Annotated in this window: 16 protein-coding genes; 9 read left to right on the top strand and 7 right to left on the bottom strand. The window is 63.3% G+C overall.

Annotated features, from left to right (window positions below; all coding sequences use genetic code 11):
• The first annotated feature begins 83 nt into the window (after positions 1-83).
• Genes proA through Q5H93_RS08860 form a run of 3 tightly spaced genes read left to right on the top strand, consistent with a single transcriptional unit; the run spans position 84 to position 6,329 of the window.
• Positions 84-4,733, top strand: coding sequence for an anti-phage protein ProA (gene proA, locus Q5H93_RS08870; RefSeq protein WP_305006159.1), 4,650 nt, complete (start codon positions 84-86; stop codon positions 4,731-4,733).
• A gap of 3 nt (positions 4,734-4,736) precedes the next feature.
• The gene (locus Q5H93_RS08865) at positions 4,737-5,294 is read left to right on the top strand and encodes a transposase (RefSeq protein WP_305006158.1); all 558 of its coding nucleotides are present in this window, start codon (positions 4,737-4,739) and stop codon (positions 5,292-5,294) included.
• Between the two features lie 60 nt (positions 5,295-5,354).
• Positions 5,355-6,329, top strand: a complete 975-nt coding sequence (locus tag Q5H93_RS08860; RefSeq protein ID WP_305006157.1) for a lipid A deacylase LpxR family protein — start codon at positions 5,355-5,357, stop codon at positions 6,327-6,329.
• Between the two features lie 3 nt (positions 6,330-6,332).
• Here Q5H93_RS08860 and Q5H93_RS08855 read toward each other — a convergent pair whose 3' ends face one another.
• Positions 6,333-7,322, bottom strand: coding sequence for a DMT family transporter (locus tag Q5H93_RS08855; protein WP_305006156.1), 990 nt, complete (start codon positions 7,320-7,322; stop codon positions 6,333-6,335).
• 155 nt (positions 7,323-7,477) lie between these two features.
• On the opposite strand from Q5H93_RS08855, the gene hemA reads away from it, so the two are divergent.
• Positions 7,478-8,752, top strand: a complete 1,275-nt coding sequence (gene hemA / locus Q5H93_RS08850; RefSeq protein WP_305006155.1) for a glutamyl-tRNA reductase — start codon at positions 7,478-7,480, stop codon at positions 8,750-8,752.
• 200 nt (positions 8,753-8,952) lie between these two features.
• Here hemA and Q5H93_RS08845 read toward each other — a convergent pair whose 3' ends face one another.
• The 4 genes from Q5H93_RS08845 to fdhD form a co-directional block, all read right to left on the bottom strand.
• Positions 8,953-9,078 carry a hypothetical protein gene (locus tag Q5H93_RS08845; RefSeq protein WP_305006154.1) on the bottom strand — a complete coding sequence of 42 codons (126 nt, stop codon included), beginning with the start codon at positions 9,076-9,078 and terminating at the stop codon, positions 8,953-8,955.
• 184 nt (positions 9,079-9,262) lie between these two features.
• The gene (locus tag Q5H93_RS08840) at positions 9,263-11,770 is read right to left on the bottom strand and encodes an FdhF/YdeP family oxidoreductase (RefSeq protein ID WP_305006153.1); all 2,508 of its coding nucleotides are present in this window, start codon (positions 11,768-11,770) and stop codon (positions 9,263-9,265) included.
• Between the two features lie 218 nt (positions 11,771-11,988).
• Positions 11,989-13,311, bottom strand: a complete 1,323-nt coding sequence (locus Q5H93_RS08835) for an alpha/beta fold hydrolase (RefSeq protein WP_305006152.1) — start codon at positions 13,309-13,311, stop codon at positions 11,989-11,991.
• Positions 13,312-13,491: 180 nt separating this feature from the next.
• On the bottom strand, positions 13,492-14,361 hold the full coding sequence (fdhD, locus tag Q5H93_RS08830) for a formate dehydrogenase accessory sulfurtransferase FdhD (protein WP_305006151.1): 870 nt from the start codon (positions 14,359-14,361) through the stop codon (positions 13,492-13,494).
• Between the two features lie 168 nt (positions 14,362-14,529).
• Here fdhD and Q5H93_RS08825 point away from each other — a divergent pair, with 168 nt between their 5' ends.
• The 3 genes from Q5H93_RS08825 to Q5H93_RS08815 all read left to right on the top strand — a co-directional run bounded on the left by Q5H93_RS08825 (position 14,530) and on the right by Q5H93_RS08815 (position 18,271).
• A complete protein-coding gene (locus Q5H93_RS08825; protein ID WP_305006150.1) occupies positions 14,530-15,801 on the top strand; it encodes a cation:dicarboxylate symporter family transporter in 1,272 nt (423 codons plus the stop codon).
• Positions 15,802-15,997: 196 nt separating this feature from the next.
• Complete coding sequence (moeB, locus tag Q5H93_RS08820; RefSeq protein WP_305006149.1) at positions 15,998-17,089, top strand: molybdopterin-synthase adenylyltransferase MoeB; 1,092 nt, start codon at positions 15,998-16,000, stop codon at positions 17,087-17,089.
• An 18-nt stretch (positions 17,090-17,107) separates the two neighbouring features.
• Positions 17,108-18,271, top strand: coding sequence for a putative sulfate/molybdate transporter (locus Q5H93_RS08815; protein WP_305006148.1), 1,164 nt, complete (start codon positions 17,108-17,110; stop codon positions 18,269-18,271).
• A 51-nt stretch (positions 18,272-18,322) separates the two neighbouring features.
• Here the strand turns inward: Q5H93_RS08815 and Q5H93_RS08810 are convergent, their stop codons facing one another.
• Both Q5H93_RS08810 and moaA read right to left on the bottom strand, forming a co-directional pair.
• Entirely contained in the window at positions 18,323-19,486 is a 1,164-nt protein-coding gene (locus tag Q5H93_RS08810) for an MFS transporter (protein ID WP_305006147.1), read from the bottom strand.
• Positions 19,487-19,844: 358 nt separating this feature from the next.
• Positions 19,845-20,876, bottom strand: a complete 1,032-nt coding sequence (gene moaA, locus Q5H93_RS08805; RefSeq protein ID WP_305006146.1) for a GTP 3',8-cyclase MoaA — start codon at positions 20,874-20,876, stop codon at positions 19,845-19,847.
• 135 nt (positions 20,877-21,011) lie between these two features.
• Between moaA and Q5H93_RS08800 the strand changes: the two genes are divergently transcribed.
• Positions 21,012-21,254 (top strand): MoaD/ThiS family protein, encoded by a 243-nt coding sequence (locus Q5H93_RS08800; RefSeq protein WP_305006145.1) that lies wholly within the window; start codon positions 21,012-21,014, stop codon positions 21,252-21,254.
• A 90-nt stretch (positions 21,255-21,344) separates the two neighbouring features.
• A complete protein-coding gene (locus Q5H93_RS08795; protein WP_305006144.1) occupies positions 21,345-21,767 on the top strand; it encodes a molybdenum cofactor biosynthesis protein MoaE in 423 nt (140 codons plus the stop codon).
• Positions 21,768-21,804 lie beyond the last annotated feature (37 nt).

The following is a 21,804-nucleotide window of genomic DNA, read 5'->3' as shown; positions in this document are numbered from 1 at the left end:
CCCGGCCAGTAGTGGGCGAGTTGCGGTGGTCAGCCGGGCTTCTTTGCGCTTGCCTTAAGTTTACTTCGTCCTTCGTCAATGCCATGCCCGATAGTCTGCTAGCTGCCCGCCTCGAAGCCGCCCGCCAGGAGCTGCTGGATTTGGGTTTGCGCAACCCGCTGCTCAACTACCGGCCGTCGAAGGCGCAGGGCGTGAGCGTGGTGGCGGAAGAATCGGCCGCCGTGCACGAGCTGCTGGTGACGCAGGGCCGCACCATGTATTTCCGGGCGGCCGCCGAAGGCGAAACGCCGGTTCTTAGCGAAGCCGAGCAGCAAACCGCCCTCACCGACAACAAGCTGCAAACCGCCGAGGCCTTTGCCAAGCTCGAAAGCCGCCTGCAAAACACCTTCTACACCGCCCGCACCAGCCTGGAGGAAACCGGCGCCAACATCCTCTATCTGGCCCTGGGCATGCTGAATTGGTACGAGCCCGGCAACGCCACCGAGCCCCGCCGCGCCCCGCTGCTGCTGGTGCCGGTGCTGCTGGAGCGCGGCACGGCCACCGAGCGGTTTCGGCTGCGCTACACCGGCGGCGAAGTGGAGGAAAACCTGTCGCTGCAAGCCAAGCTGCTGACTGATTTCAACCTGACATTGCCCGCCTTTGAGGAGGAGCAGCCGCTAGCTGACTACTACACCGCCGTGGCGGCGGTGGCTACCCGACCACAATGGCAGGTAATGCCCAATGACATAGTTCTTGGCTTTTTTTCCTTCGGCAAGTTCCTGCTCTACCGCGACCTGGCCCCGGCCAGCTGGCCCGCCGACAAACCGCTGCTAAGCCATCCGGCCATCGCGGCGTTGCTGAACCCCGAAGCCGGGTTCACCGACGCGCCGCCGACGGTAGGCGAAGCCGCATTTCTAGACACTGAGAGTCCGGCGGCTGAGTTGCACCAGGTGCTGGATGCCGACTCGTCGCAGCTGCTGGCGGTGCTGGCCGTGCAGGAAGGACGCAACCTGATTATCCAGGGTCCGCCGGGCACGGGCAAGTCGCAAACCATTGCCAATCTGCTGGCCGAGGCCATCGGGGCGGGCAGGAAAGTGTTGTTTGTGGCCGAGAAAATGGCCGCGCTGGAAGTAGTGAAGCGTCGCCTCGATGCCATGGGCTTGGGCGCCGCCTGCCTGGAACTGCACAGTCACAAAACCAGCAAAAAGGCGCTGCTGGATGAGCTGAAAGCCACCCTGGAACTGGGCCGCCCGGCCCACCTCGTGGCTGATAACGTGGCCCAGCTGCCCGCCTACCGCCAGCTGCTCAACAGCTACGACCAAGCCGTGAATACGCCGCTGGGCCGCAGCCGGCGCACGGCCCAGCAGGTGGCGGGTGAGCTGTTACTGCTCCAGGCCGAGCCCGGCATAGCCAAGTTGCCCCGCCCCGCTTTCGCCAACCTATCCGAATGGACCGACGCCGATGCCGCCCGTGCCGAAGCCCTAGCGGCCCGCCTGCAAGCCTCGCTGCAGAAAATCGGCCTGCCCAGAAACCTGCTGTTCTGGGGTAGTGAGCTGACGATGTGGCTGCCCGCCGACCAGGCCACGCTGCTGCCGCTGCTGCAAGCCGCTGCGGCTGCCGTGCAGGAATTACAAGCCCAGACCGAAGCGCTGGCCCAGGTACTCGGCCTGCCCCTGCCCACCGCCCGCGCCGCCGCCGAAGCCCTGCTGCCCGCCGCCCGCCACGCCCAGCTGGCCCCGGCGCTATCCGGCTTCCGGCTGGCCGACCCGCGCTGGACGCGCCAGGCCCCGCAGCTAACCGAGTTGCTACAGGCGGGCGAAACCCACGCCCGCCTTCATCAGCAATATGATAACACCGTGCTGCCCGAAGCCTGGGCGCACGATTTCCTGCCCGAGCGGGCTGCCCTGCTCAGCCACGGCCACAAGTGGTGGAAATTCCTGATTGGCGACTACCGCCGGGCCCGCCAGCGCCTGCAACTCTTCTGGCGCGGCCCGCTGCCCAGCGAGACGGACGAATTACTGCCCGTCATCGACGCCCTGCACGAGGCCCGCCGCCACGGCCATACCATCAGCGCTGCTGAAGAAACGGCCGGTCAGCTCTTCGGCCCGCACTGGCGCGGCCCACGCTCCGACTGGCCTCTGCTGCGCCGCGTGGCTGATTATCTGCTGCTAACCCACCAGCGCATTGCTCGCGCCGAACTGCCGGCCGAGCTACTTGATTACTTGGCACAACCGCTGCCGCCCGCCGCTATCACCGCCCCCCTGGCGGCCCTGGAAACCGCACTAGCGCGCCACCGCCAGGCCGTGCAGGCCGTAGCCGATGCCCTATTGCTCAACGAAGCCCGCCGCTTCGGGCCGGAGGGTCGCCTGCAATTCCAACCTTTTGCCACGCAGCTGGCTACGCTGCACGCCTGGGCTACCGACCTGCCCGTCCTGCGCCTGACCGTGGAATGGAACAACGCGGCGGCCACCGCCCGCGCCGAGCAGCTGCCCGAGCTGCTGGTGCTGGCCGAAAGCTGGCCCGCCGCCGCGCAGTCGCTGGCTGCCGCCACGCGCCAGGCCTGGCTGGAATTCCTGCAAAAGCTGGCGTATGAGCAGTACCCGGCCTTGCGGCAGTTTGAGCGGGCAGGGCACGAGGAAATAATAAGCCGCTTCCAGAAAGCCGACCACGACAGCCTGTATCACAACCGCATCCGGGCCATGCAGCGGCACTTCGAGGGGCTGCCCACCCTGCTGGCGGGCGGGCAGATGCTGGTGCTGAAAAACGAATTTGCCAAGAAAGCCCGCCACAAGCCGTTGCGCCGCCTGCTGGCCGAGGCCGGGCGCGCCGTGCAGGCCATCAAGCCGGTGCTGATGATGTCGCCGCTGTCGGTGGCCAGCTTCCTGCCGCCCGGCGCGCTGGAGTTTGATTTGGTGGTGTTTGACGAAGCCAGCCAGGTGAAGCCGGTGGATGCGCTGGGCGCCATTGCCCGCGGCCGGCAGCTGGTAGTGGTGGGCGACTCCAAACAATTGCCCCCCAGCAGCTTCTTCGACTCGCTGACTACCGCCGAGGAAACTACCGACGACGAGCATCCCACCGCCGACATCCCCAGCATCCTGGAGCTGTGCAAGGCCCGCCAGATGCCCGAGCGCCTGCTGCGCTGGCATTACCGCTCACGCCACGAGTCGCTGATTGCGCCTTCCAACCACTTGTTTTACAACGACCAGCTAGTGGTTTTCCCCAGTCCCGGCGGCCTGGGCGAGCTGGGGCTGAAATACCACCACCTGCCCGAAGCCCACTACGAGCGCGGCAGCACCCGCACCAACCCCGCCGAGGCCGCCGCCGTGGCCGAAGCGGTGTTGCAGCACGCCCGCCTCAGCCCGCAACGCACGCTGGGCGTGGTGGCTTTCAGCACTGCCCAGCGCCAAGCCATTGCCGATGCGCTGGACCACCGGCGCCGCCAGCAGCCTGACACCGAGAGCTTTTTCAACCAGCACCCGGCCGAGCCGTTTTTCATTAAGAACCTCGAAAACGTGCAGGGCGACGAGCGCGACGTCATCTTCATCAGCCTTGGCTACGGCCGCACCCGCGAGGGCCAGCTGACCATGAATTTCGGCCCGCTCAATGGCGAAGGCGGCGAGCGCCGCCTCAACGTATTGATTAGCCGCGCCAAGTTGCGCTGTGAAGTCTTCACCAACCTCACCGCCGACGACCTCGACCTCAACCGCACAGCCGCCAAGGGCGTAGCGGCGCTCAAAACCTTCCTGCGCTACGCTCAGCATGGCATCCTGGGTGAAACTCAGACCGTAGCCCAACTCTCGGATTCACCCTTTGAAGAAGCCGTCTACCAAGCCCTTACGGCGCGGGGCTACGAACTGCATTGCCAGGTGGGCTCGCAAGGGTTTTACCTTGATTTAGCAGTAGTTGACCCCACGCAGCCCGGTCACTACCTTCTTGGTATCGAGTGCGACGGGACGATGTACCACCGTGCCCGCTCGGCCCGCGACCGTGACCGGCTGCGCCAGGAAGTGCTGGAAAATATGGGCTGGCGCCTGCACCGTATCTGGAGCGCCGACTGGCTGCGCGACCCCGCCCGCGCTACCGAGCGTGCCGTGCAGGCCATCGAAACGGCGCGGCAAACGGCTAACCAACTGCCCATTGAATCCGCAGAAACCCCTGATACAGCTCCGGAATTAAGCCGGGAAAGTACCCCGGCGGCGGGGCTGACCACGCCGTACCAGCTGGCCCAGCTCCCGCCCACCATCAGCCAGAAGGAGTTGCACCGCCACCCGGTGGGCCGGCTGGCGGCCTGGGTAGCCGAGGTGGTGGCTGTAGAGAGCCCCGTCCACGCCGAGGAAGTGACGCGCCGGCTGGCGCTGGCGGCCGGGGCTACGCAGCTGGGCTCGCGCATTCGCAGCACTGTGGCTGAAGCCATTGCGCTGGCCGCCCGCATCAGCAGCATCCGCCAGGCAGGCGAGTTTCTGTGGGCGCCGACCATGCCCGCCAGCGCCGCGCCGGTGCGCGACCGTAGCGCCCTGCCCACTGCTTCCCGCAAACCAGCTTATATCGCCCCCGAAGAACTGGCCGCCGCCGTGCTCACGGTGATGCGCAGCAGCTTCACGCTCGAGCCAGCCGCCGCGATGTTGCCCGCCGCCCGGCTGCTGGGCTTTGCCCGGCCGGGCGAAGAGCTGCGCCTGGCGCTGGCGGCCACGGTCGAAATACTGGTAGCCAGCGGGCAGCTTACCTTAGCGGGCGGCCTTCTCACCCTCCCGTAGCCCATGCTTCCGCCCGGCGAAACCGTCTTTCTCACCTTCCGCCTGCATGGCACGGTACCCGCCGCCACTGCTCGTGAGCTGCAGGCCGAACTGCGGCAGTCCCAGGAAGCTGGCGTGGAGCACCGCCGGGCCCAGAAGCAGTTTTTCGCCCGCTTTGACGCCGTGCTCGACCGCCGGCCCATCGGTCCGCAATACTTTGAAAATGAGAAAATGGCCGAAGTGCTGGCCGGTGAAATCATGATGCTGGAAGAAACCGGCTTCGTCGTACACGGCTTCGCTATTTTGCCCAATCACGCGCATCTGGTGCTGCACCTGCCCGCCCGCAGCGGCCTGGCTCTGGCCAAAGCCCTCGACCTGCTGCACCTGCGCACCGACCAGCTGTGCCGCCGCCTAGTGCGCCCCAAGCTGCCGCCCGAAGCGAAGTTCTGGCAAACCGGCTGGTTTGAATACGTCATTGAAGATGAAGCGGAATTAGGCCGCATCGTGGCCTACGTGCGGGCCAATGCTGCCAACGCAGGGCTACCAGAGCGGTTTCGGGAGTGGCCGTATGTGAGCGAGTAGCCAAACCAATAAGCACGCTCGGCAACGTATGTGTGGCAGGAGTTTTTTCTCCGGCCAATTATGCGTCATTTGCTTTTGTTTTTCCTTCTGTTAGTAAGCTTTTTATCCGAAGCCAGGCCTGCACCTGCCGACAGTCTCCGCCGCATCAGCCCCGACCGGCTCCTGAGTTATACCTACGCCAACGACCTGTATTTCCGGACTGATTATTATTTCACCCAGGGCATGACCCTGACGCTGGTGCATCCCGCGCTGGCACATCTACCCACCCAACGCCTGCTGCCCGGCATCTCACACAACAGCACGCAGTACCACGGCATTACCCTGCGCTACGACGGCTTCACGCCCCTGCGCATTCAGGACGATTTTATCCGCGTCGGTGACCGGCCGTATGCGGCGTACATCTACGCTTCGTTTTTCCGGGTGAGCAGCCAGGCCACCCAGCGGCTGACTACCGCCCTGGAGCTCGGCCTCCTGGGCCCGGCCACTGGCGCCGAGGAGTTTCAGACTGCCATTCACCGCCGCACCAATAACCCGACTCCACGCGGCTGGCGCTACCAGATAGGCAACGCGCCCGTGATTGGCTACCGCGCTCTGTATGAGCGGCAGGTATTCAGCGTACCCGGCCATGTTGAAATGCTAGGTCAGGCAGAGGCTTCACTAAGTACGCTTTACACCTACGCGGGCCTGGGTTTGCGCCTGCGGGCCGGCTTTTTCAACAGCTATTTCGCCAACCTGGGCGTAGCCAGCCGAGGCCAGCGCAGCAATCTGCGCCGCTGGCAATGCTACGGCCAAGCCACGCTGGAAAGCCGTTTCATCGGTTACGACGCCACTTTGCAGGGCAGCTTATGGCCGGGCAATGACCCCTATACGCTCGCTGCCGGGGCGGTACGCCGGGCGGTACTGCGCGGCTCGGGCAGTCTGGTGCTGGCGCACAATGGCTTCCAGCTCAGCGCTACTGCTACCTGGCTGACGCCGGAGTTTGCCGGCGCCCGCCGCCATGCCTGGACTCAACTAGGTATTACCAAGGCGTTTTAGCCACTATTTGGCCCGGTGCACAATCAGCACGCCGGCCAGAATGATGAGCATCCCCAGCAAGTGCCACAGGTTGAAGGCCTCCCCATCGAGCGCGCCCAAAGCCAGCGCCACGATGGGAATCAGGTAAGTGCTGGACGAGGCGAAAAGAGCCGTCGATTGTTGAATCAACTTATTGAACAGCACCATTGCCACGGCCGTGCTCATGGTGGCCAGCAGCGCAATGTAGCCAAAAGCCGTCCAGGCCCCGGCAGTAGTACTTAGCTTGTGTAAAAAGGCGGTGCCGAGCAGCAGATACGCCAGCGCCGGCCCGCCAATGAGCAGGAGCAGCAGCGAGGTAACTGCCACCGGGGCCAGCCCTTGCAAACGGTATTTAATCACGTTCACGCTCACGCCGTAACCGATGGTAGCCAGCACGATATACAGCCCGTACCAGGCGTTGCCCTCGCCGGTAGGCGTGGCCTCGCCACCACTGCCACCCAGCAGTATCAGCACCACCGTGCCCGCCAGCCCCAGCGCAATACCCAGCACCCGCAGCCCCGTCAGCCGCTGCCCAAACAGCAGCGCGCCCACTAGCAGCGTAAACACCGCCGTGAGGGCATTGAGCACCCCGGCCAAGCCCGAGGCCAGCTTGGTTTCGGCGTAAGCAAAGAGAAACGCGGGAATAAGCGTGCCCACCACCCCGCTCAACACCAGCCATTTGAAGCGACCGGCTTCGATTTTGCGAACGTGGCCTGCGGCAAACGGCAGCAGCAGCAACGACGCCACGCTCACCCGAATAGCGCCCAACTCCAGCGCCGAAAACACTACTAAACCCTTCTTCATCAGAATAAAGGAGGTGCCCCAGATGCAGGCCAGCACTATCAGCAAGCCCCAGGCCACCAGCGACGGGGCTTCGGCGGTAGCCAGCGGTACCGGCGCGGCCGGCGTGGGCGGCACGGCGGCCGCGGCCGGGGGCACAGCAGTAGAGGGAGAAGTAAGTGGGTCGTCGGACATACTGCAAAGGTAGCGGCGTGGGCAAGGGCCGGGGGCAGCAGGCTTATTTAGAGAGAGTCTAAATGTGACCACCACGAACCCGATAAGGGTAGTTTCGGTTTCCTGCTTGCGAATCGTGGCGTATTTTTGTAGTCCGGTTTCGCGCCGACCACACTATGTCGCATCCATTCAAGGCGGTTAGCCTGTCGTTTAAGAAAGCTCCGCTGGCCATTCGCGAGCTGCTTTCGCTGGACGAGGCTGCTTGTCGCCGTTTTCTGCACACGCTGCACCACGACCTGGGTCTGTCGGACCTGCTGGTACTCAGCACCTGCAACCGTACCGAAGTGTACTACGCGGCCGACGACGACCGCAGCCGCGAAATCATCCTCGCCCTCGGCGACCTCAAGGCCCGCGCCGACATCGGCGACTTCCTCCCCTACTTCGATTTGCTGACCGATGCCGACGCGGCCGTGCAGCACCTCTTCGAGGTAGCTATGGGCCTCGACGCCCAGGTAGTGGGCGACCTGCAAATCAGCAACCAGGTTAAAAATGCCTACCAGTGGAGCGCCGATGCCGATGCGGCCGGCCCCTTCCTGCACCGTCTGCTGCACACCGTCTTCTTCACCAACAAGCGCGTGCAGAACGAAACCACCTTCCGCGACGGCGCCGCCTCGGTGAGCTATGCCGCCTTGGAACTGGTGGAAGAGCTGACCGCCGACGTGGCCCAGCCCCGCGTGCTGGTGGTGGGCCTCGGTGAAATCGGGGCCGACGTGGTGCGCCACCTTGCCGACCACCGCTCGGACTACGGCGAAATCGTGCTCTGCAACCGCACCCGCGCCCGCGCCGAGCAATTGGCCGAAGAATGCGGCGGCCTGCGCGTGGTCGATTTCGAGAACCTCGTGCCCGCCCTCAAGGAGGCCGACGTGGTTATCTCGTCCATCAACCGCGCCGAGCCCTTCTTCACCCGCGAGCTGGCCGCCAATCTGGAAATCCTGAGCTTCAAGTTCTTCATCGACCTGAGCGTGCCCCGCAGCATCGCCGCCGACGTGGAGCAGGTGCCCGGCGTGCTGGTGTATAACATCGACGCCATCCAAAGCAAAGCCTCCGCCGCGCTGGAGCTGCGCCTGGCCGCCGTGCCGCAAGTGCGCGCCATCGTGGCCGAAAGCCTGGCCGGCCTGCAGGACTGGGCCAAGGAAATGCTGGTGTCGCCCATCATCCAGAAGATGAAGGCCAGCCTCGAGCAAATCCGCCTCGAAGAGCTGGACCGTTTTCAGAAAAAAGCCACCCCTGCCGAAAGCAAGCTGCTCGACGAAGCCACCCGCTCGCTGATGCAGAAAGTGTTGAAGCAGCACGTGCTACACCTCAAAACCGCCTGCAAGCGCGACGACGCCGATGCGTTGGTAGAGCTGCTGGGCGAGATTTTCGATTTAGAGAAGCAGCCAGTGGCATAAGGCTTCACCTGTCATGCTGAGCATAGCGAAGCATCTTATCAGGAATGAACGAAGTCGTTGCGGCATGATTAGGATGCTTCCTTCGTCAGCATGACAGACGGCACAGAACCACTTCCTAGCTTTAGCCGTTATTTAGCCGAAACTCGTACATTTGCTAAGTAAAAGAGGGCCGAACCTCTCGGCCCGGCCCTCAGTCGAAGCTAAGGCAGCAGTTCGAGCAGATGTTTAGTAACGTACTGGCCTAAAGCCCGCACGGCACCTTTCAAAAACTCGAATGCCAGCGGCGGTACCGCTTGCAGTAGTTTATTCACGCTGTCCTTTTTCATCTTACACGAAGCAAAGGGTTCCGCTAAAACCCCCACACTTCAGAAGCCCGACCGTTCCACCGGCCGGGCTTCCTCTTTTCAGAGAAAAGCCACGCGGCTGGGGGACATACCTTACGTGATAAGGCAAAGGTATGATAGCAGCGTAACGGAACTGAAAGAATATCCCAACACAAGCAAGTCTCTTCTAAGCCGGCGCTAATTCTTTCGCTTTCTCCACCGTCACCACCACAAACTTCGACGTCGGCGTATTACTCACCTTGGCTACGCTCGACAGCGGCACCAGCGGATTGGCCTCGGGGAAGTAAGCGGCTACGTTGCCCTTCGGAATGTCGTAGGGCACCGCCACGAACTTCTCCACCGTACGCTGCTGGCCTTTGAAGTGGCTGGTAATGTCAATCAGGTCTTTGGCTTGCAGGTGGCGCTCGGCCATGTCGGCGCGGTTCATGAACAGCACGCGGCGCTCGCCATGGATGCCGCGGTAGCGGTCGTTGTAGTCGTAGATGGTGGTATTGAACTGGTCGTGGCTGCGCACGGTCATTAGCACCAGCTCGTTGCGGCGCAGGTCGGGGGTTTCGAGGGTGGTGCGGGTGAAGTGAGCTTTGCCGTCGGCGGTGGTGAAGCTGCGGTCGCGGGGGCCGTTGGGGAGGTAGAAGCCGCCGGGGCGGCGCAGCTTTTCGTTGTAGTTCTCGAAGCCGGGGATGACGCGGGCGATGTGGTCGCGGATGAGGTCGTAGTTTTCGGTCATGGCTACCCAGTCGCCACGCAGCCGGTCGCCCAGGGTGGCGATGGCCACGCCGCTGAGGATGGCTACCTCGCTGAGCATCTGGCCGGGCAAGGGCGTGAGCACGCCTTTATTCTGGCTGACGACGCCCATCGAGTTTTCGCAGCTCGTCATCTGGTGACCAGACTTTTGCATGTCCACATCGGCGTGGGTGAAGCAGGGCAGCAGCAAACTGGTGCGGCCCGTGAGCAGGTGACCGCGGTTGAGCTTGGTGCCGACGAACACCGTGAGGTGCTGCTTGCGCATGGCCTCGGCGATGAGCTCGGTGTCAGGACCGGCCGACAAGAGGTTGCCGCCCAGGCCGAAGTACACTTTTACGCGGCCTTCGTGCATGGCGCGGATGCTTTCCACGGTGTCGAGGCCGTGGGCGCGGGGCGGGGCAAAGTTGAACTCCTTTTGCAGGGCGTCGAGGAAGGTATCGGGCATTTTTTCCCAGATGCCCATCGTGCGGTCGCCCTGCACGTTAGAGTGGCCGCGCACGGGGCAGGTGCCCGCGCCGGGCTTGCCGATGGCGCCTTTCATCAGCAGCAGGTTCACCAGCTCCTGAATGGTTTGCACACCCTGGCGCTGTTGCGTCAGGCCCATAGCCCAGCAGATGATGATTTTTTGTTTATGAGCCAGCAGGTTGGCGGCTTCCAGCAGCTCGGCGCGGGTGCAGCCGCTCAGGGTTTCGATTTCGTCCCAGCTGGTTTGCTGAAGGTTATCGACTACCGACCGGTAGCCAGTGGTGTGCCGGGCAATGAAGTCGTGGTCGATGACCTGGCCGGGGTTCAGTTCCTCGGCGGCCAGCAGGTGCTTCATGATGCCACGCAGCAGGGCCATGTCGCCATCGACGCGCACTTGCAGGAACACGTCGGAAATGGGAGTGCCGCTGCCCAGCAGTGCCCCCACGGCCTTGATGGGATTCATGAAATCCTGCGGGTTCTTAAAGTGGTCGAGGCCGGTTTCGCGCAGGGGGTTGACGCCGATGATTTTGGCGCCGTTTTGCTTCGCGATTTGCAGCGCCGTGAGCATGCGCGGGTGGTTGGTACCAGGGTTCTGGCCGATGACCATGATGACCTCGGCCTCGTGGATGTCGTTGAGGGTCACGGAGCCTTTGCCCAGGCCCAGGGTGCTGCTGAGGGCCGCGCCGCTGCTTTCGTGGCACATGTTGGAGCAGTCGGGCAGGTTGTTGGTGCCAAACTGCCGGGCGAAGAGCTGAAACAGGAACGCGGGCTCGTTGGGCACCTTGCCGGAGGTGTAGAACGTGGCTTCGTCGGGCGAGGCCAGGCTATTCAGCTCCTGCGCGATGATGTCGAAGGCTTCAGGCCATTCGATGGGCTCGTAGTGGGTGCCGCCGGGGCGTTTCACCAGCGGGTGGGTGAGGCGGCCGGCGTTATTCTGGTCGCGGTCGGTCATTTGCGACAGTTCGACCAGACTGTGTTTCGCAAAAAACTCGGGCCCGCAGGCTTTATCGTCGGCGTCGGAGGCGGTGGCTTTGGCGCCGTTTTCGCAGAACTCGGCGATGGAGCGGTGGCCGTCGGGGTCGGGCCAGGCGCAGCTGGAGCAGTCGAAGCCGTCCTTCTGGTTCATGTGCAGCAGGCCGCGGGTGCCACGACTCAGGCCGCCCTCGCTCCAGCTGAATTCCATCGACTTAATGATGGCCTGCACGCCGGCGGCTACGCGCTGGCGCTCGCTGAGGCGCAGGCCGGTGAGGGCTTCGGGCGGTTGGGCCAGGATGGTGTGGTGGTGCCTGGCTCCGGCCACGTCGGGCGCGGGGATGAGCGTGGATTCCCGGGGGGCCGGGCCGTCGTAGTCGGCGGCGGGGGCGGCACCCTGGTTGGGGCGCTCGCCGCTGCGGGGCTGGTTCGAGGCCTTTTGCTCGGCGGAGTTGCCGGCTTTGCCGGGGTCGGAAACGGGGGAATTATCCATGAGCGGAGAGGGAGGCGAGAGAATAAGCACAGCCGCAAAGCGGCGACATGTTGGTAGCTGATACCGAATATACGGGCAATGAGCCGCAAAGCGGCGGCATTTCTTTCTAGTGGAGAGTGCCGCCGCTTTGCGGCTCTTCATACGAGACAACGGGAATTACTACCAACGTGGCGCCGCTTTGCGGCTTGTGGACAGGATGTGGCCCTTAAAACCCAAACTCACCTCGCCGCCTCCGGTGCCAGCAAAAACCGTAGCACCGTTTCATTAAACAAATCAGGATTCTCCTGCTGCGCATAATGACTTAAGCCGGGGAAAATGACGAGCTGCGAGCCCGGGATATTAGCAGCGATGAGGCGGGTGTGCGGCTCTTTGATAATATCCTTTTCGCCGGCCAGCACCAGCGTGGGCGCTTTGATTTGCTGCAGTTCCTGCGGCGTCATGCGGGGATATTTTAGCAGGATATTCACCAGGCGGCGCGACTTTCGGAAGCTGGCTTTGAAGGGCGCCACCAGCGTCAGCATCTTCTTGTCGTGGCGAATCTGTTGCAGAAACTTGTTGGGCAGCACGGTGGTATCGGCGTAGAGGTTGGCGCCCATCACGGAGAGGCGGCGTACCTGCTCGGGGTGGTGCAGGGCCAGGCTGAGGCCGGTGTTGCCGCCGTCGCTCCAGCCGACTACGTCGGCCTGGGGCAGGTTCAGCGACTTGAGTAGCGCGCTTATGTCGTCGGCAAAGAGGTCGTAGGTCAGTTCTTTCCCATCAATGCCTGACTGGCCCTGGCCCCGGGTATCGACGGCGATGACCTGAAAGTACTTAGCCAGGGCCGGAATCTGGTAGGCCACTTCCTTGATGGAGCCGCCGTTGCCGTGCAGCAGCAGCAGGGGCGGGCCGCTGCCGTAGGTTTCGTAGTAGAGCTTGATGCCGTTTACCTGGGCCCAGTGACCGGCGGTAGCATTTTTACCATAATTGATAACGTTCCGACCTTTCACTTCGAGGTAGTGCTGGCCGGGCGCGGCCGCCACTACGCGCTGCGTGAAGGTGGTCACCTGGTAGTTCAGCTTCCAGCCCTGGGGCAGGTGGCTGCTGTCGGCGGGCAGGGTTTCGAAGTCGCCGTTGACGAGCGGCACGGGGCGCCACTGGCCCTTGCTTTCCTCCACTTCCAGCCGGAAATCATCGAAGCCGAAGGTGCCGTTGAGGTAGGTATTGGCGAAAATTATCATCGTATCGGCGGTGGCGGCAAACCGGCCGCCGCCGCTGTAAGTGGCCCAGGTGCGGGCGCGGGGGCCAGCTTTCATCTTGCCGAAGCCGGTGCCGCCCAGGTAATTCCATTTGTTATCGAACACGTTGGCGAATACGTTGGTATCGGCGCTGTCGCCATTAGCCGCCAACACCCGCATGCGGGCTTGCAGGCGGTAGCTTTTGCCAGCGTAAGCCTTGACGCCCACCCGTTGCTGGTAGATGATGGCGGGGCTGATAATGGTTTTGAGCTGGGCGAAAGCGGGAGCAGCAAACGCGAGCAACAACAGTAGAAAAGGCAAACGCATTGATATGAAAAGAAAAAAACGACACCCATCGGATGCCCGACGTAGCAATAAGGGTTGCCTGAGGGCTATTTAATAAGTGTAAGCGGCCGTAGAGTTGGCGACCGTTCAGCTGTGGCATTGAGTGTTGTGGCCAAAAGAAATACCACAACACTCAATGCCACAGCTGGCAAATAAGTCTTACTACTGCTTCAGCCGCTCGGCCCCGCAGTAGATATTAAACCGCTCCTGCCGCACAAATCCCAGCACCGTCATGCCAAACTCGCGGGCCGCCTGCACGGCCAGGCTGCTGGGCGCGCCCACCGCCGCCAGCACCCCAATGCCTGCCGCCGCCGCCTTCTGCACCAATTCGAAGCTGGCGCGGCCACTCACCAGCAGCACGTGCTGGTGCAGGGGCAGCCAGTCGGCCAGCAGGGCGGCGCCGATGAGCTTATCGAGGGCATTGTGGCGGCCCACGTCTTCGCGCAGCAGCAGCAGCTCGCCGGCGGGCGTGAAGAGGGCGGCGGCATGCTGGCCGCCGGTTTGCTCGAAGCCCGCCTGGGCGGCGCGGAGCTTATCGGGCAGCTGATGAACGACGGCGGGCGTTACGAACGGGCCGGCGGTGGGCAGCACCGGGCAGGTGGTAGTCTGAATGGCGGCGATGCTGGTTTTGCCGCACACGCCGCAGCTGGAGCTGGTGTAGAAGTGGCGCTCCAGCTTTTGAAAATCAAGGCTGAGGTGGGCGGCCAGCTCGGCGCGGGTGACGTTGCCGGCTTCTTCGGGCTTCTGCACATCGGGGCAAGGGATGATGCCCAGCAGGTCGGCTTTCTGGCGAATGATGCCTTCGGTGAGCAGGAAGCCGGCGGTAAGCTCCTCGTCGTGGCCGGGGGTGCGCATCGTCACGGCCAGGGTGCGGTGCTGGCGCTGGCCGTTTTCCTCGTAGCCGAGGCGGATTTCGAGCGGCTCCTCGGCCGCCAGCTGGTCGGAAGCGGAAATGGGCGGGCCAGCGCCGCTGATTTTTTGAATGGTAACCAGCTCGAAGCTGGCGGCGGGGAGCATAATGGGGGATTCCATGCGGTAGCGGGTGGTAGCGTGGTTGTAGCGCGAACCAAAGGTCGGCGTAAGCCAACTTTGTAGTTCGCGTCCCCGCCCCGACAGGCCGTTTTGGAACGCGAACTACAAAGTTGGCTTATGCCGACCTTTGGTTCGCGCTACTATTGCGCTTCCATCGTCCCGCTGCCTATGAATCTTGCCCGTTTCTCGCGTTACCTCACGCCGCTGGTGCTGCTGGCCATTGTGGCGGGGGCCCTGCTGGGGCACTTTGCCCCCGCCCGCGCCGTGCAGATGGAGGTGCTGGGCAAGTCGTTTATCGCCGTCGTCAAGCTGTTTATCAACCCTATAATCTTCCTAACCATTACGCTCGGCATCAGCAGCATGGGCGACCTAAAAAAGGTGGGACGCATCGGCGGCAAGGCGCTGCTGTACTTTGAAATCGTGACTACGGGCGCGCTGCTTATCGGCGTAGCGGCGGCGTTGCTCATCCGGCCGGGCGCGGGCGTGACGCCCAGCGGCACCAGCGGCAAAGTGGCGGAGTACACGCAACGCGCCGACACGTTTTCGTGGGGCCATTTTCTGGCGGATAACCTGACCTTGCAGGTGCTGCTGCTGTCCATCGTGCTGGGCGTTATCCTGAGTCGCTACGCCCGGCGCGGGCCCATCATTCACGCCCTGAAAGTAGCCTCGAAATACGTTTTTCGCGGGCTGCACTTGGTGATGCTGCTGGCTCCTATCGGGGCCTTTGGCGGCATGGCTTTTACGATTGGAAAGTATGGGTTGGCTACGCTGCTGCCGCTGGGCAAGCTCATGCTCACGATGTACCTCACGATGGCCGTGTTCGTATTTGGCGTGCTGGGGCTGATTCTGCGCTACTGCGGCCTGAGCATCTTCCGGTTCCTGCGCTACATCCGCGAGGAACTGCTGATTGTGCTGGGCACCTCGTCGTCGGAAGCCGGGCTGCCGGGCCTCATGGAGAAGCTGGAGGCGCTGGGCTGCGCCAAGCCGGTGGTGGGGCTAGTGGTGCCAACGGGCTACTCCTTCAACCTCGACGGCACGACTATTTATTTGTCGCTGAGCACTATTTTCCTGGCCCAGGTTTTCGGCATCGACCTCTCAGTAGCCCAGCTGCTGACCATGACGGGCATTCTGATGGTCACCTCGAAAGGCGCGGCCGGGGTAGCGGGCAGTGGCTTTGTGGTGCTGGCCAGCACGCTCACCGCGCTCAAAGTCATCCCGGTAGAGGGCCTGGCCCTGCTGCTGGGCGTCGACCGGTTTATGTCGGAAGCACGGTCCATCACCAATTTCATCGGCAACGGCGTGGCGACCGTGTTCCTGGCCCACAGCGAGGGCGAGCTGAATCACGCGCAAGCCCAGCGGGCCTTGCGGGGCGAGCCGCCGCACCACCAGGCGCCGGATGCGGACACGTTTGGCGGGGAGGAGTTGGGGGATGAACTATGAGGCAGGTGGGTGGTTATTGGGCGGACCTCTGGTGATAATTGACCGTCATCCTGAGCCGCGCAGCGGCGAAAGGACCTCGCCCGCGCCGTATGCAGCAGTAACTAATTGCTACCCCAACGAAGCGAGCGAGGTCCGGTTTGCTTGATGTGCAAAGCGCTACGCTCAGGATGACGTTCTTTCTTCTTACCTCCCTACTATGCCCCTCTCCCCCACCGAACGCCAGCGCTACCAGCGCCACCTGCAGCTCCCCGAAGTAGGCGAAGCCGGTCAGGAAAAGCTGCAAGCCGCCCGCGTGCTGGTGGTGGGCGCGGGCGGGCTGGGCTGCCCCATCCTGCAATACCTGGCCGCCGCCGGCGTGGGCACGCTGGGCATCGTGGATGCCGACACCGTAGCTGAGAGCAACCTGCAGCGCCAGATTCTCTACGGCCCGGCCGATGTGGGCCAGCCCAAAGCAACTACGGCAGCGCAGAAGCTTGCCCAGCTTAACCCGCTGGCTAATTATGAAATTCACCCCGTGCGAGCGGACTACGGCAACGTGCGCGAGCTAGTGAGCCGATACGACGTGGTAGTGGACGGCTCCGACAATTTCCCCACCCGCTACCTGCTCAACGATGCCTGCGTGAGCCTGGGCAAGCCGCTGGTTTCCGGCGCTATCTACCGTTTCGAGGGCCAAGTGTCGGTGTTTAACTACCAGGGCGGGCCTACCTACCGCTGCCTGTTCCCCACCCCGCCCGGCGCGGCCGAGGTGCCCGACTGCAACACCACCGGCGTGCTGGGCGTGCTGCCCGGCCTCATCGGCTGCGTGCAGGCCACCGAAACGCTGAAGGTGCTGCTGGGATTAGGCGAAGTGCTCAGCGGCCGGCTCTGGGTGCTCGATACGCTGACCATGCACACCCGCACGCTCAGATTCCGCCGGCACGAAGCGCAGGCTGCCATCAACTTAAACACCGCCAACCGCGCCGACTACGCCGAGCTGTGCCAAGCCGCCACGCCGCTGCTCAGCCCCGCCGAATTGCGCCAGCTGCTGGCCGAAACCACCGCCCCGCCCCTGCTGCTCGACGTGCGCGAGCCCCACGAGTATGCCGCCGGACACCTGCCCGGGGCCTTATTAGTGCCGCTGGGTGAGCTGGCTGCGCGCTACCAGGAGCTACCCGCCAACCAGCCGCTCATCGTGTATTGCCAGCGCGGCGGGCGCAGTGCCCAGGCGGCGGCGCTGCTGCGCGGGCCGCTGGGCCGGGCCGAGGTGCAGGAGCTGGCCGGCGGGTACGAGGCCTGGCAGAATTCTTAATTTCAAACATATTACAAATTGCCGACCACTACCGCTGCCCCCCTCCGCTTCGACCGCAACGAGTTTGCCGGCGCTTTCGGTGACCTTGGCACCGACCTGCCGCTGCTTATCGGCGTCATTGCCGCCTCGGGCCTCGATAGCGCGGGCGTGCTCATTGTCTTCGGTTTGATGCAGGTGTTTTCGGGGCTTTGGTACCGGCTGCCCATGCCGGTGCAGCCGCTCAAGGCGTTTGCGGCGCTGGTCATTGCCCAGAAAATCCCGGGCCGCGTGATTTTCGGCGGCGGGCTGGCCATTGGGGTGAGCATGTTCGTGCTCTCGGTGACGGGGCTCATTGATGCGCTGGCGCGGCTGGTGCCCAAGCCGGTGGTGCGCGGCATTCAGTTTGGGTTGGCCTTGCAGCTCAGCACCCTGGCGCTGAAAGAATACGTGCCGGCCGACGGCCTGCCGGGCTTTGCGCTGGCGGCAGTGGCGTTTCTGGTCACGGTAGTGCTGCTGGGCAACCGCCGCTGGCCGGCGGCGCTGGTGGTCATTGGTCTGGGCGTGGCCTACGCCCTGCTTTTCAAGCTAAACCTGGCTACGGCCCAGCAGGCCATTGGCCTACGCCTGCCCACTTGGCATCTGCCGGCCCAGGCCGATATCCTGACCGGCGCGCTGCTGCTGGCGCTGCCCCAGATTCCGCTCTCGCTCGGCAATTCCATTCTGGCCACCCGGCAGGTTACGCTTGATTATTTCCCCGAGCGGGCCCTGAGCGTGCGCCAAATCAGCTTTACCTACGCGCTGATGAACCTGGTGGTGCCATTTCTGGGCGGCTTTCCGGTGTGCCACGGCTCGGGCGGTATGGTGGGGCACTACGCCTTTGGGGCGCGCACGGGCGGCTCGGTGATTATCTACGGCGGCCTGTTTCTGGTGCTGGGGCTGTTTTTCAGCCAGGGATTTCAGGCGGTGGTGCAGATTTTCCCGCTGCCCATCCTGGGCGTGCTGCTGCTGTTCGAAGCCCTGTCATTAGCGGCGCTGTTGCGCGACATCAGCCCGCAGCGCACCGATTTGCTACTGGCGCTGCTGGTGGGTTTGCTCTGCGCCGGGCTGCCATTCGGCTACCTGGTGGGGCTGGTGGTGGGCACGACCCTGTATTACGCCATGCAGCGCGGCTGGCTGGGGCTGGGGAAATCAATTAATAATTAACAATGAGCAATTAACAATCGGACAGGGCTATCAGCAGACAATTGTTAATTGTTAATTGACATTCACCCGACTGGCCACGGCGCTCACGCACAAGCCCATCACCGCAATCAGGCAAAATGACACCCGCAGGCTGCTGGCCCCCGCCACCAGCCCGATAATGGGCGGCCCCAGCAAAAAGCCCAGGAAGCCCACCGTCGAAACCGCCGCCAGCGCCATGCCGGCCGACATGGTTTTGGACTTGCCCGCCGCGCTGTACACCAGCGGCACCACCGACGAGGTGCCGAAGCCCACCAGCAGAAAGCCCAGCAGCGCCGGCCAGTACGTGGGCAGCGCCACGGCCACGGCCAATCCCGTCGCCGTAAGCACGCCGCTCAACTGAATGACGCGCCGCGTGCCCAGCCGGGCAGCCAGCCAGTCGGCCCCGAAACGGCCCAGCGCCATCGTGCACATAAAGGCCGCGTAGCCGTTGCCCACCTGTCCCGGCCGCACGGCCAGCACTTTTTTGAAGTACACGCCGCTCCAGTCGAACATCGCTCCTTCGCAGATGAGGGCGCAGAAGGCAATGGCGCCCAGCCCCAGCAACTCCTTGTCCGGCAGCACAAAGAGGGGCGCGTCGGGGTCGGTGGGCGGGTCGTGGGGCACCGTCGATTTGATACTGGCGGCCAGGGCGGCCAGCACCACCACCAGTATCAGCAGAAAATGCCAACCGGGGATGATGCCCTTTCCATTCAGAAAAGACCCCAACGATGCCGCCGCAAAGCCCGCCAGGCTCCACATGCCGTGGAAGGAAGCCATTACCGGCTTGTCGTAGAGGCGCTCCACGCCCACGGCCTGGGTATTCACGGCAATGTTGGAGAAGTTGCCGGCCGCGCCGAACAGCACCAGCGCCGGCACCAGCTGCCACACGCTGCCGGCCCAGCCCAAGGCCACCAGCACCAGCGCGTAGCTCATCATGGCGTACAATACTACCCGCCGGCTGCCTTGCCGGGCCACGGCCCAGCCCGAGAGCGGCAGCGTGAGCAACTGCCCCAGCGGGATGGCAAACAGCACCGCCCCTAGCCCCGCCTCCGAAATCCCCAGCCGCTGCTGAATGGCGGGGATGCGCGAGGCCCAGCTGGCAAAACAAATGCCCTGCAGAAAAAACAACACGCCCACCGCCGCCCGGTGCGTGGCGCGAGTCACCGACTCGCCGGGTGTAAAATACCTTGTAATCATAGCCAACAGCTCGTTACCACTGCTTAAAAATTAACAAATTTCGTGCGCTGGCTTTCGAATGCCAGCGGCGGGCTCGTCGCACCCGCAACGCCCAAACTGCGCCCGGCCAAACATAGCGTTTACATTTTTCAGAGCACTTCGAAAAGCCACGACGTCTGAAAAACGTTTTTCAGAGCACTTCGAAAAGCCACGAAGCCTGAAAAACGTTTTTCAGACACCTTCGAAAAGCCACGAAGCCTGAAAAACGTTTTTCAGACACCTTCGAAAAGCCAGAGCCTTTGAAAAACGTTTTTCGGGCACCTTCGAAAAGCCAGGGTGTCTGAAAAACGTTTTTCGGGCACCCTGGAAATTCCCCAACTCAGCCCCCAATCGTGGCCATGCTTTCAAAATTGAGCTGGTGCAGCGGGCGCTGCTGCTCGGCCTCGAAACCGTTGGCGGCGCGGTAGCGAAAGGCGTTGGCCAGGGCAATTGTTATCTCCTCATCCGACGCACCGCCGCGCAGCAGCGCCCGCACATCGAGCACGCCCTGGTCGTAGAGACAGGTTTTCAAGCCACCCTCGGCCGTGAGGCGCAGGCGGTTGCAGGTGCCGCAGAAGGTGCGCGAATACGCCGCAATGATGCCCACCCGGCCCCGGTGGCCCGCAATCTCATAATCGGACGCCGTGGCCCCGAGCGGCGCGGGCAGCGGCGTGAGCGCCCCAAAGTGCTGCTCGAGGTGCTGCCGGATGCGGCGGTGGTTCCAGGGCAGCAGGTCGGGCGTGGCGGCGTGGCTGCCGCCATTGAAGGGCATTTCTTCGATGAAGCGCACGTCGATGGGCAGCTCGCGGCTGAGCTCGGCCAGCGGCACGAGGTCGTCGATGTTCTGGCCGTCCATCACCACGGCATTAATTTTTACCTGAATGTCGGTTTCCAGCAGCGCGTGCAGCGTGTCGAGCACCGGCGGCAACTCGTCGCGCCGGGTAATGCGGAAAAACCGCTCCCGGTCCAGCGTATCAAGACTCAGGTTGACGGCCTTCACGCCCAGGCGGGCTAGGGCGGGCACGTGCGGCGCCGTGAGCACGCCATTAGTGGTGAGGCTGATGTCGGTGAGGTTGGGCTGGACGGCCAGCTGCTCGATGAAGCCCATCAGGTCGCGCCGCACGAAGGGCTCGCCGCCAGTCAGGCGCACTTTGCGCACGCCCAGGCCGGCCAGCAGGCTGGTCAGGCGCAGCATTTCTTCGTAGCTGAGCAGCTGCTGTTTGGGCAGGTACCTGATGCCTTGCTCGGGCATGCAATAGAAGCAGCGCAGGTTGCAGCGGTCGGTCACGGCCAGGCGCAGGTATTCCAGCGGCCGGCCGTGCTGGTCGTAGAGCTGGGAAATTGCCGGAGGCGGGGTAGTTGCTGCGTTCATCACCACTTTTGTTGGCCGGTACGTAAAACCGGCCGGGTCTTGCTAAACCCCGGGCTACGAACGGGTGTTCAGTCGGCCCGGTTGTTTTTACAGCAAGTTTAGGTAAAAAGCCCGCGCCACGCGGCTCCAGCACTTATGTCACTAAAAATTTCGCTCTACGGCATCACCCGCGACATCGTGGGCACGTCCGTCATCGAGCTACCGGCCCCGGCCCCCGCCACCGTGGGCGAGCTGCTGGCCGAAATGCGCCGCCAATACCCGGCCCTGGCCCAGCTCCGCAGCTGCGCCGTGGCGGTAAATAATGAGTACGCCGAGGAAAGCCAGGCCCTGCACACGGTGGATGAAATCGCGCTGATTCCGCCGGTGGCAGGCGGCTGATTTTTTTAATTAATAATGAACAATTAACACCATCCGCTCCGCCGCTCTCTGCTCATTATTAATTGTTAATTATCAATTATTAATTAACCCATGACTCCCCAGCTTTCCATCACCGACCAGCCCATCGACGTGGCCGCCGCCCTGGCGGCCGTGCAAACCGAAGTGGCCGGCGCCGTTAACGCCTTCGTCGGCACCGTGCGCAACCAGTCGGGCGGCCGGCCGGTGCGCCGCCTGCACTACGAATCGTACGACAGCATGGCCCTCACGCAGCTCGGCCACGTCGTGGCCCAAGCCTATGAGAAATGGCCCATGCTGCAGGAAGTAGCCGTGGTGCACCGCAAAGGCACCCTGGAGCTGGGCGACGTGGCCGTAGTAGTGGCCGTGGCCACGCCGCACCGCGCCGAGAGCTTTGCCGCCTGCCAGTTCATCATCGATACGCTCAAGCAGGTGGTGACCATCTGGAAACGCGAGGAATATGAGGACGGCACCGAGTGGGTGGCCGCGCATCCGTAGGAACCTCACCCCCCGGCCCCCTCTCCAAAAAAGAGGG

The organism is Hymenobacter aranciens, from assembly GCF_030580865.1.
Classification (GTDB): Bacteria; Bacteroidota; Bacteroidia; order Cytophagales; family Hymenobacteraceae; genus Hymenobacter; species Hymenobacter aranciens.
This window is presented reverse-complemented; position numbering and strand designations above follow the sequence as displayed.

Bases quoted from the DNA above. Each gene is read 5' to 3' on its own strand.
- hemA (WP_305006155.1), top strand. From the start codon at position 7,478: ATGTCGCATCCATTCAAGGCGGTTAGCCTGTCGTTTAAGAAAGCTCCG.
- Q5H93_RS08810 (WP_305006147.1), bottom strand. From the start codon at position 19,486: ATGATTACAAGGTATTTTACACCCGGCGAGTCGGTGACTCGCGCCACG.
- Q5H93_RS08860 (WP_305006157.1), top strand. From the start codon at position 5,355: ATGCGTCATTTGCTTTTGTTTTTCCTTCTGTTAGTAAGCTTTTTATCC.
- Q5H93_RS08855 (WP_305006156.1), bottom strand. From the start codon at position 7,322: ATGTCCGACGACCCACTTACTTCTCCCTCTACTGCTGTGCCCCCGGCC.
- Q5H93_RS08845 (WP_305006154.1), bottom strand. From the start codon at position 9,078: ATGAAAAAGGACAGCGTGAATAAACTACTGCAAGCGGTACCGCCGCTG.
- moaA (WP_305006146.1), bottom strand. From the start codon at position 20,876: ATGAACGCAGCAACTACCCCGCCTCCGGCAATTTCCCAGCTCTACGAC.
- fdhD (WP_305006151.1), bottom strand. From the start codon at position 14,361: ATGGAATCCCCCATTATGCTCCCCGCCGCCAGCTTCGAGCTGGTTACC.
- Q5H93_RS08825 (WP_305006150.1), top strand. From the start codon at position 14,530: ATGAATCTTGCCCGTTTCTCGCGTTACCTCACGCCGCTGGTGCTGCTG.
- Q5H93_RS08840 (WP_305006153.1), bottom strand. From the start codon at position 11,770: ATGGATAATTCCCCCGTTTCCGACCCCGGCAAAGCCGGCAACTCCGCC.
- Q5H93_RS08800 (WP_305006145.1), top strand. From the start codon at position 21,012: ATGTCACTAAAAATTTCGCTCTACGGCATCACCCGCGACATCGTGGGC.
- Q5H93_RS08865 (WP_305006158.1), top strand. From the start codon at position 4,737: ATGCTTCCGCCCGGCGAAACCGTCTTTCTCACCTTCCGCCTGCATGGC.
- moeB (WP_305006149.1), top strand. From the start codon at position 15,998: ATGCCCCTCTCCCCCACCGAACGCCAGCGCTACCAGCGCCACCTGCAG.
- Q5H93_RS08795 (WP_305006144.1), top strand. From the start codon at position 21,345: ATGACTCCCCAGCTTTCCATCACCGACCAGCCCATCGACGTGGCCGCC.
- proA (WP_305006159.1), top strand. From the start codon at position 84: ATGCCCGATAGTCTGCTAGCTGCCCGCCTCGAAGCCGCCCGCCAGGAG.
- Q5H93_RS08835 (WP_305006152.1), bottom strand. From the start codon at position 13,311: ATGCGTTTGCCTTTTCTACTGTTGTTGCTCGCGTTTGCTGCTCCCGCT.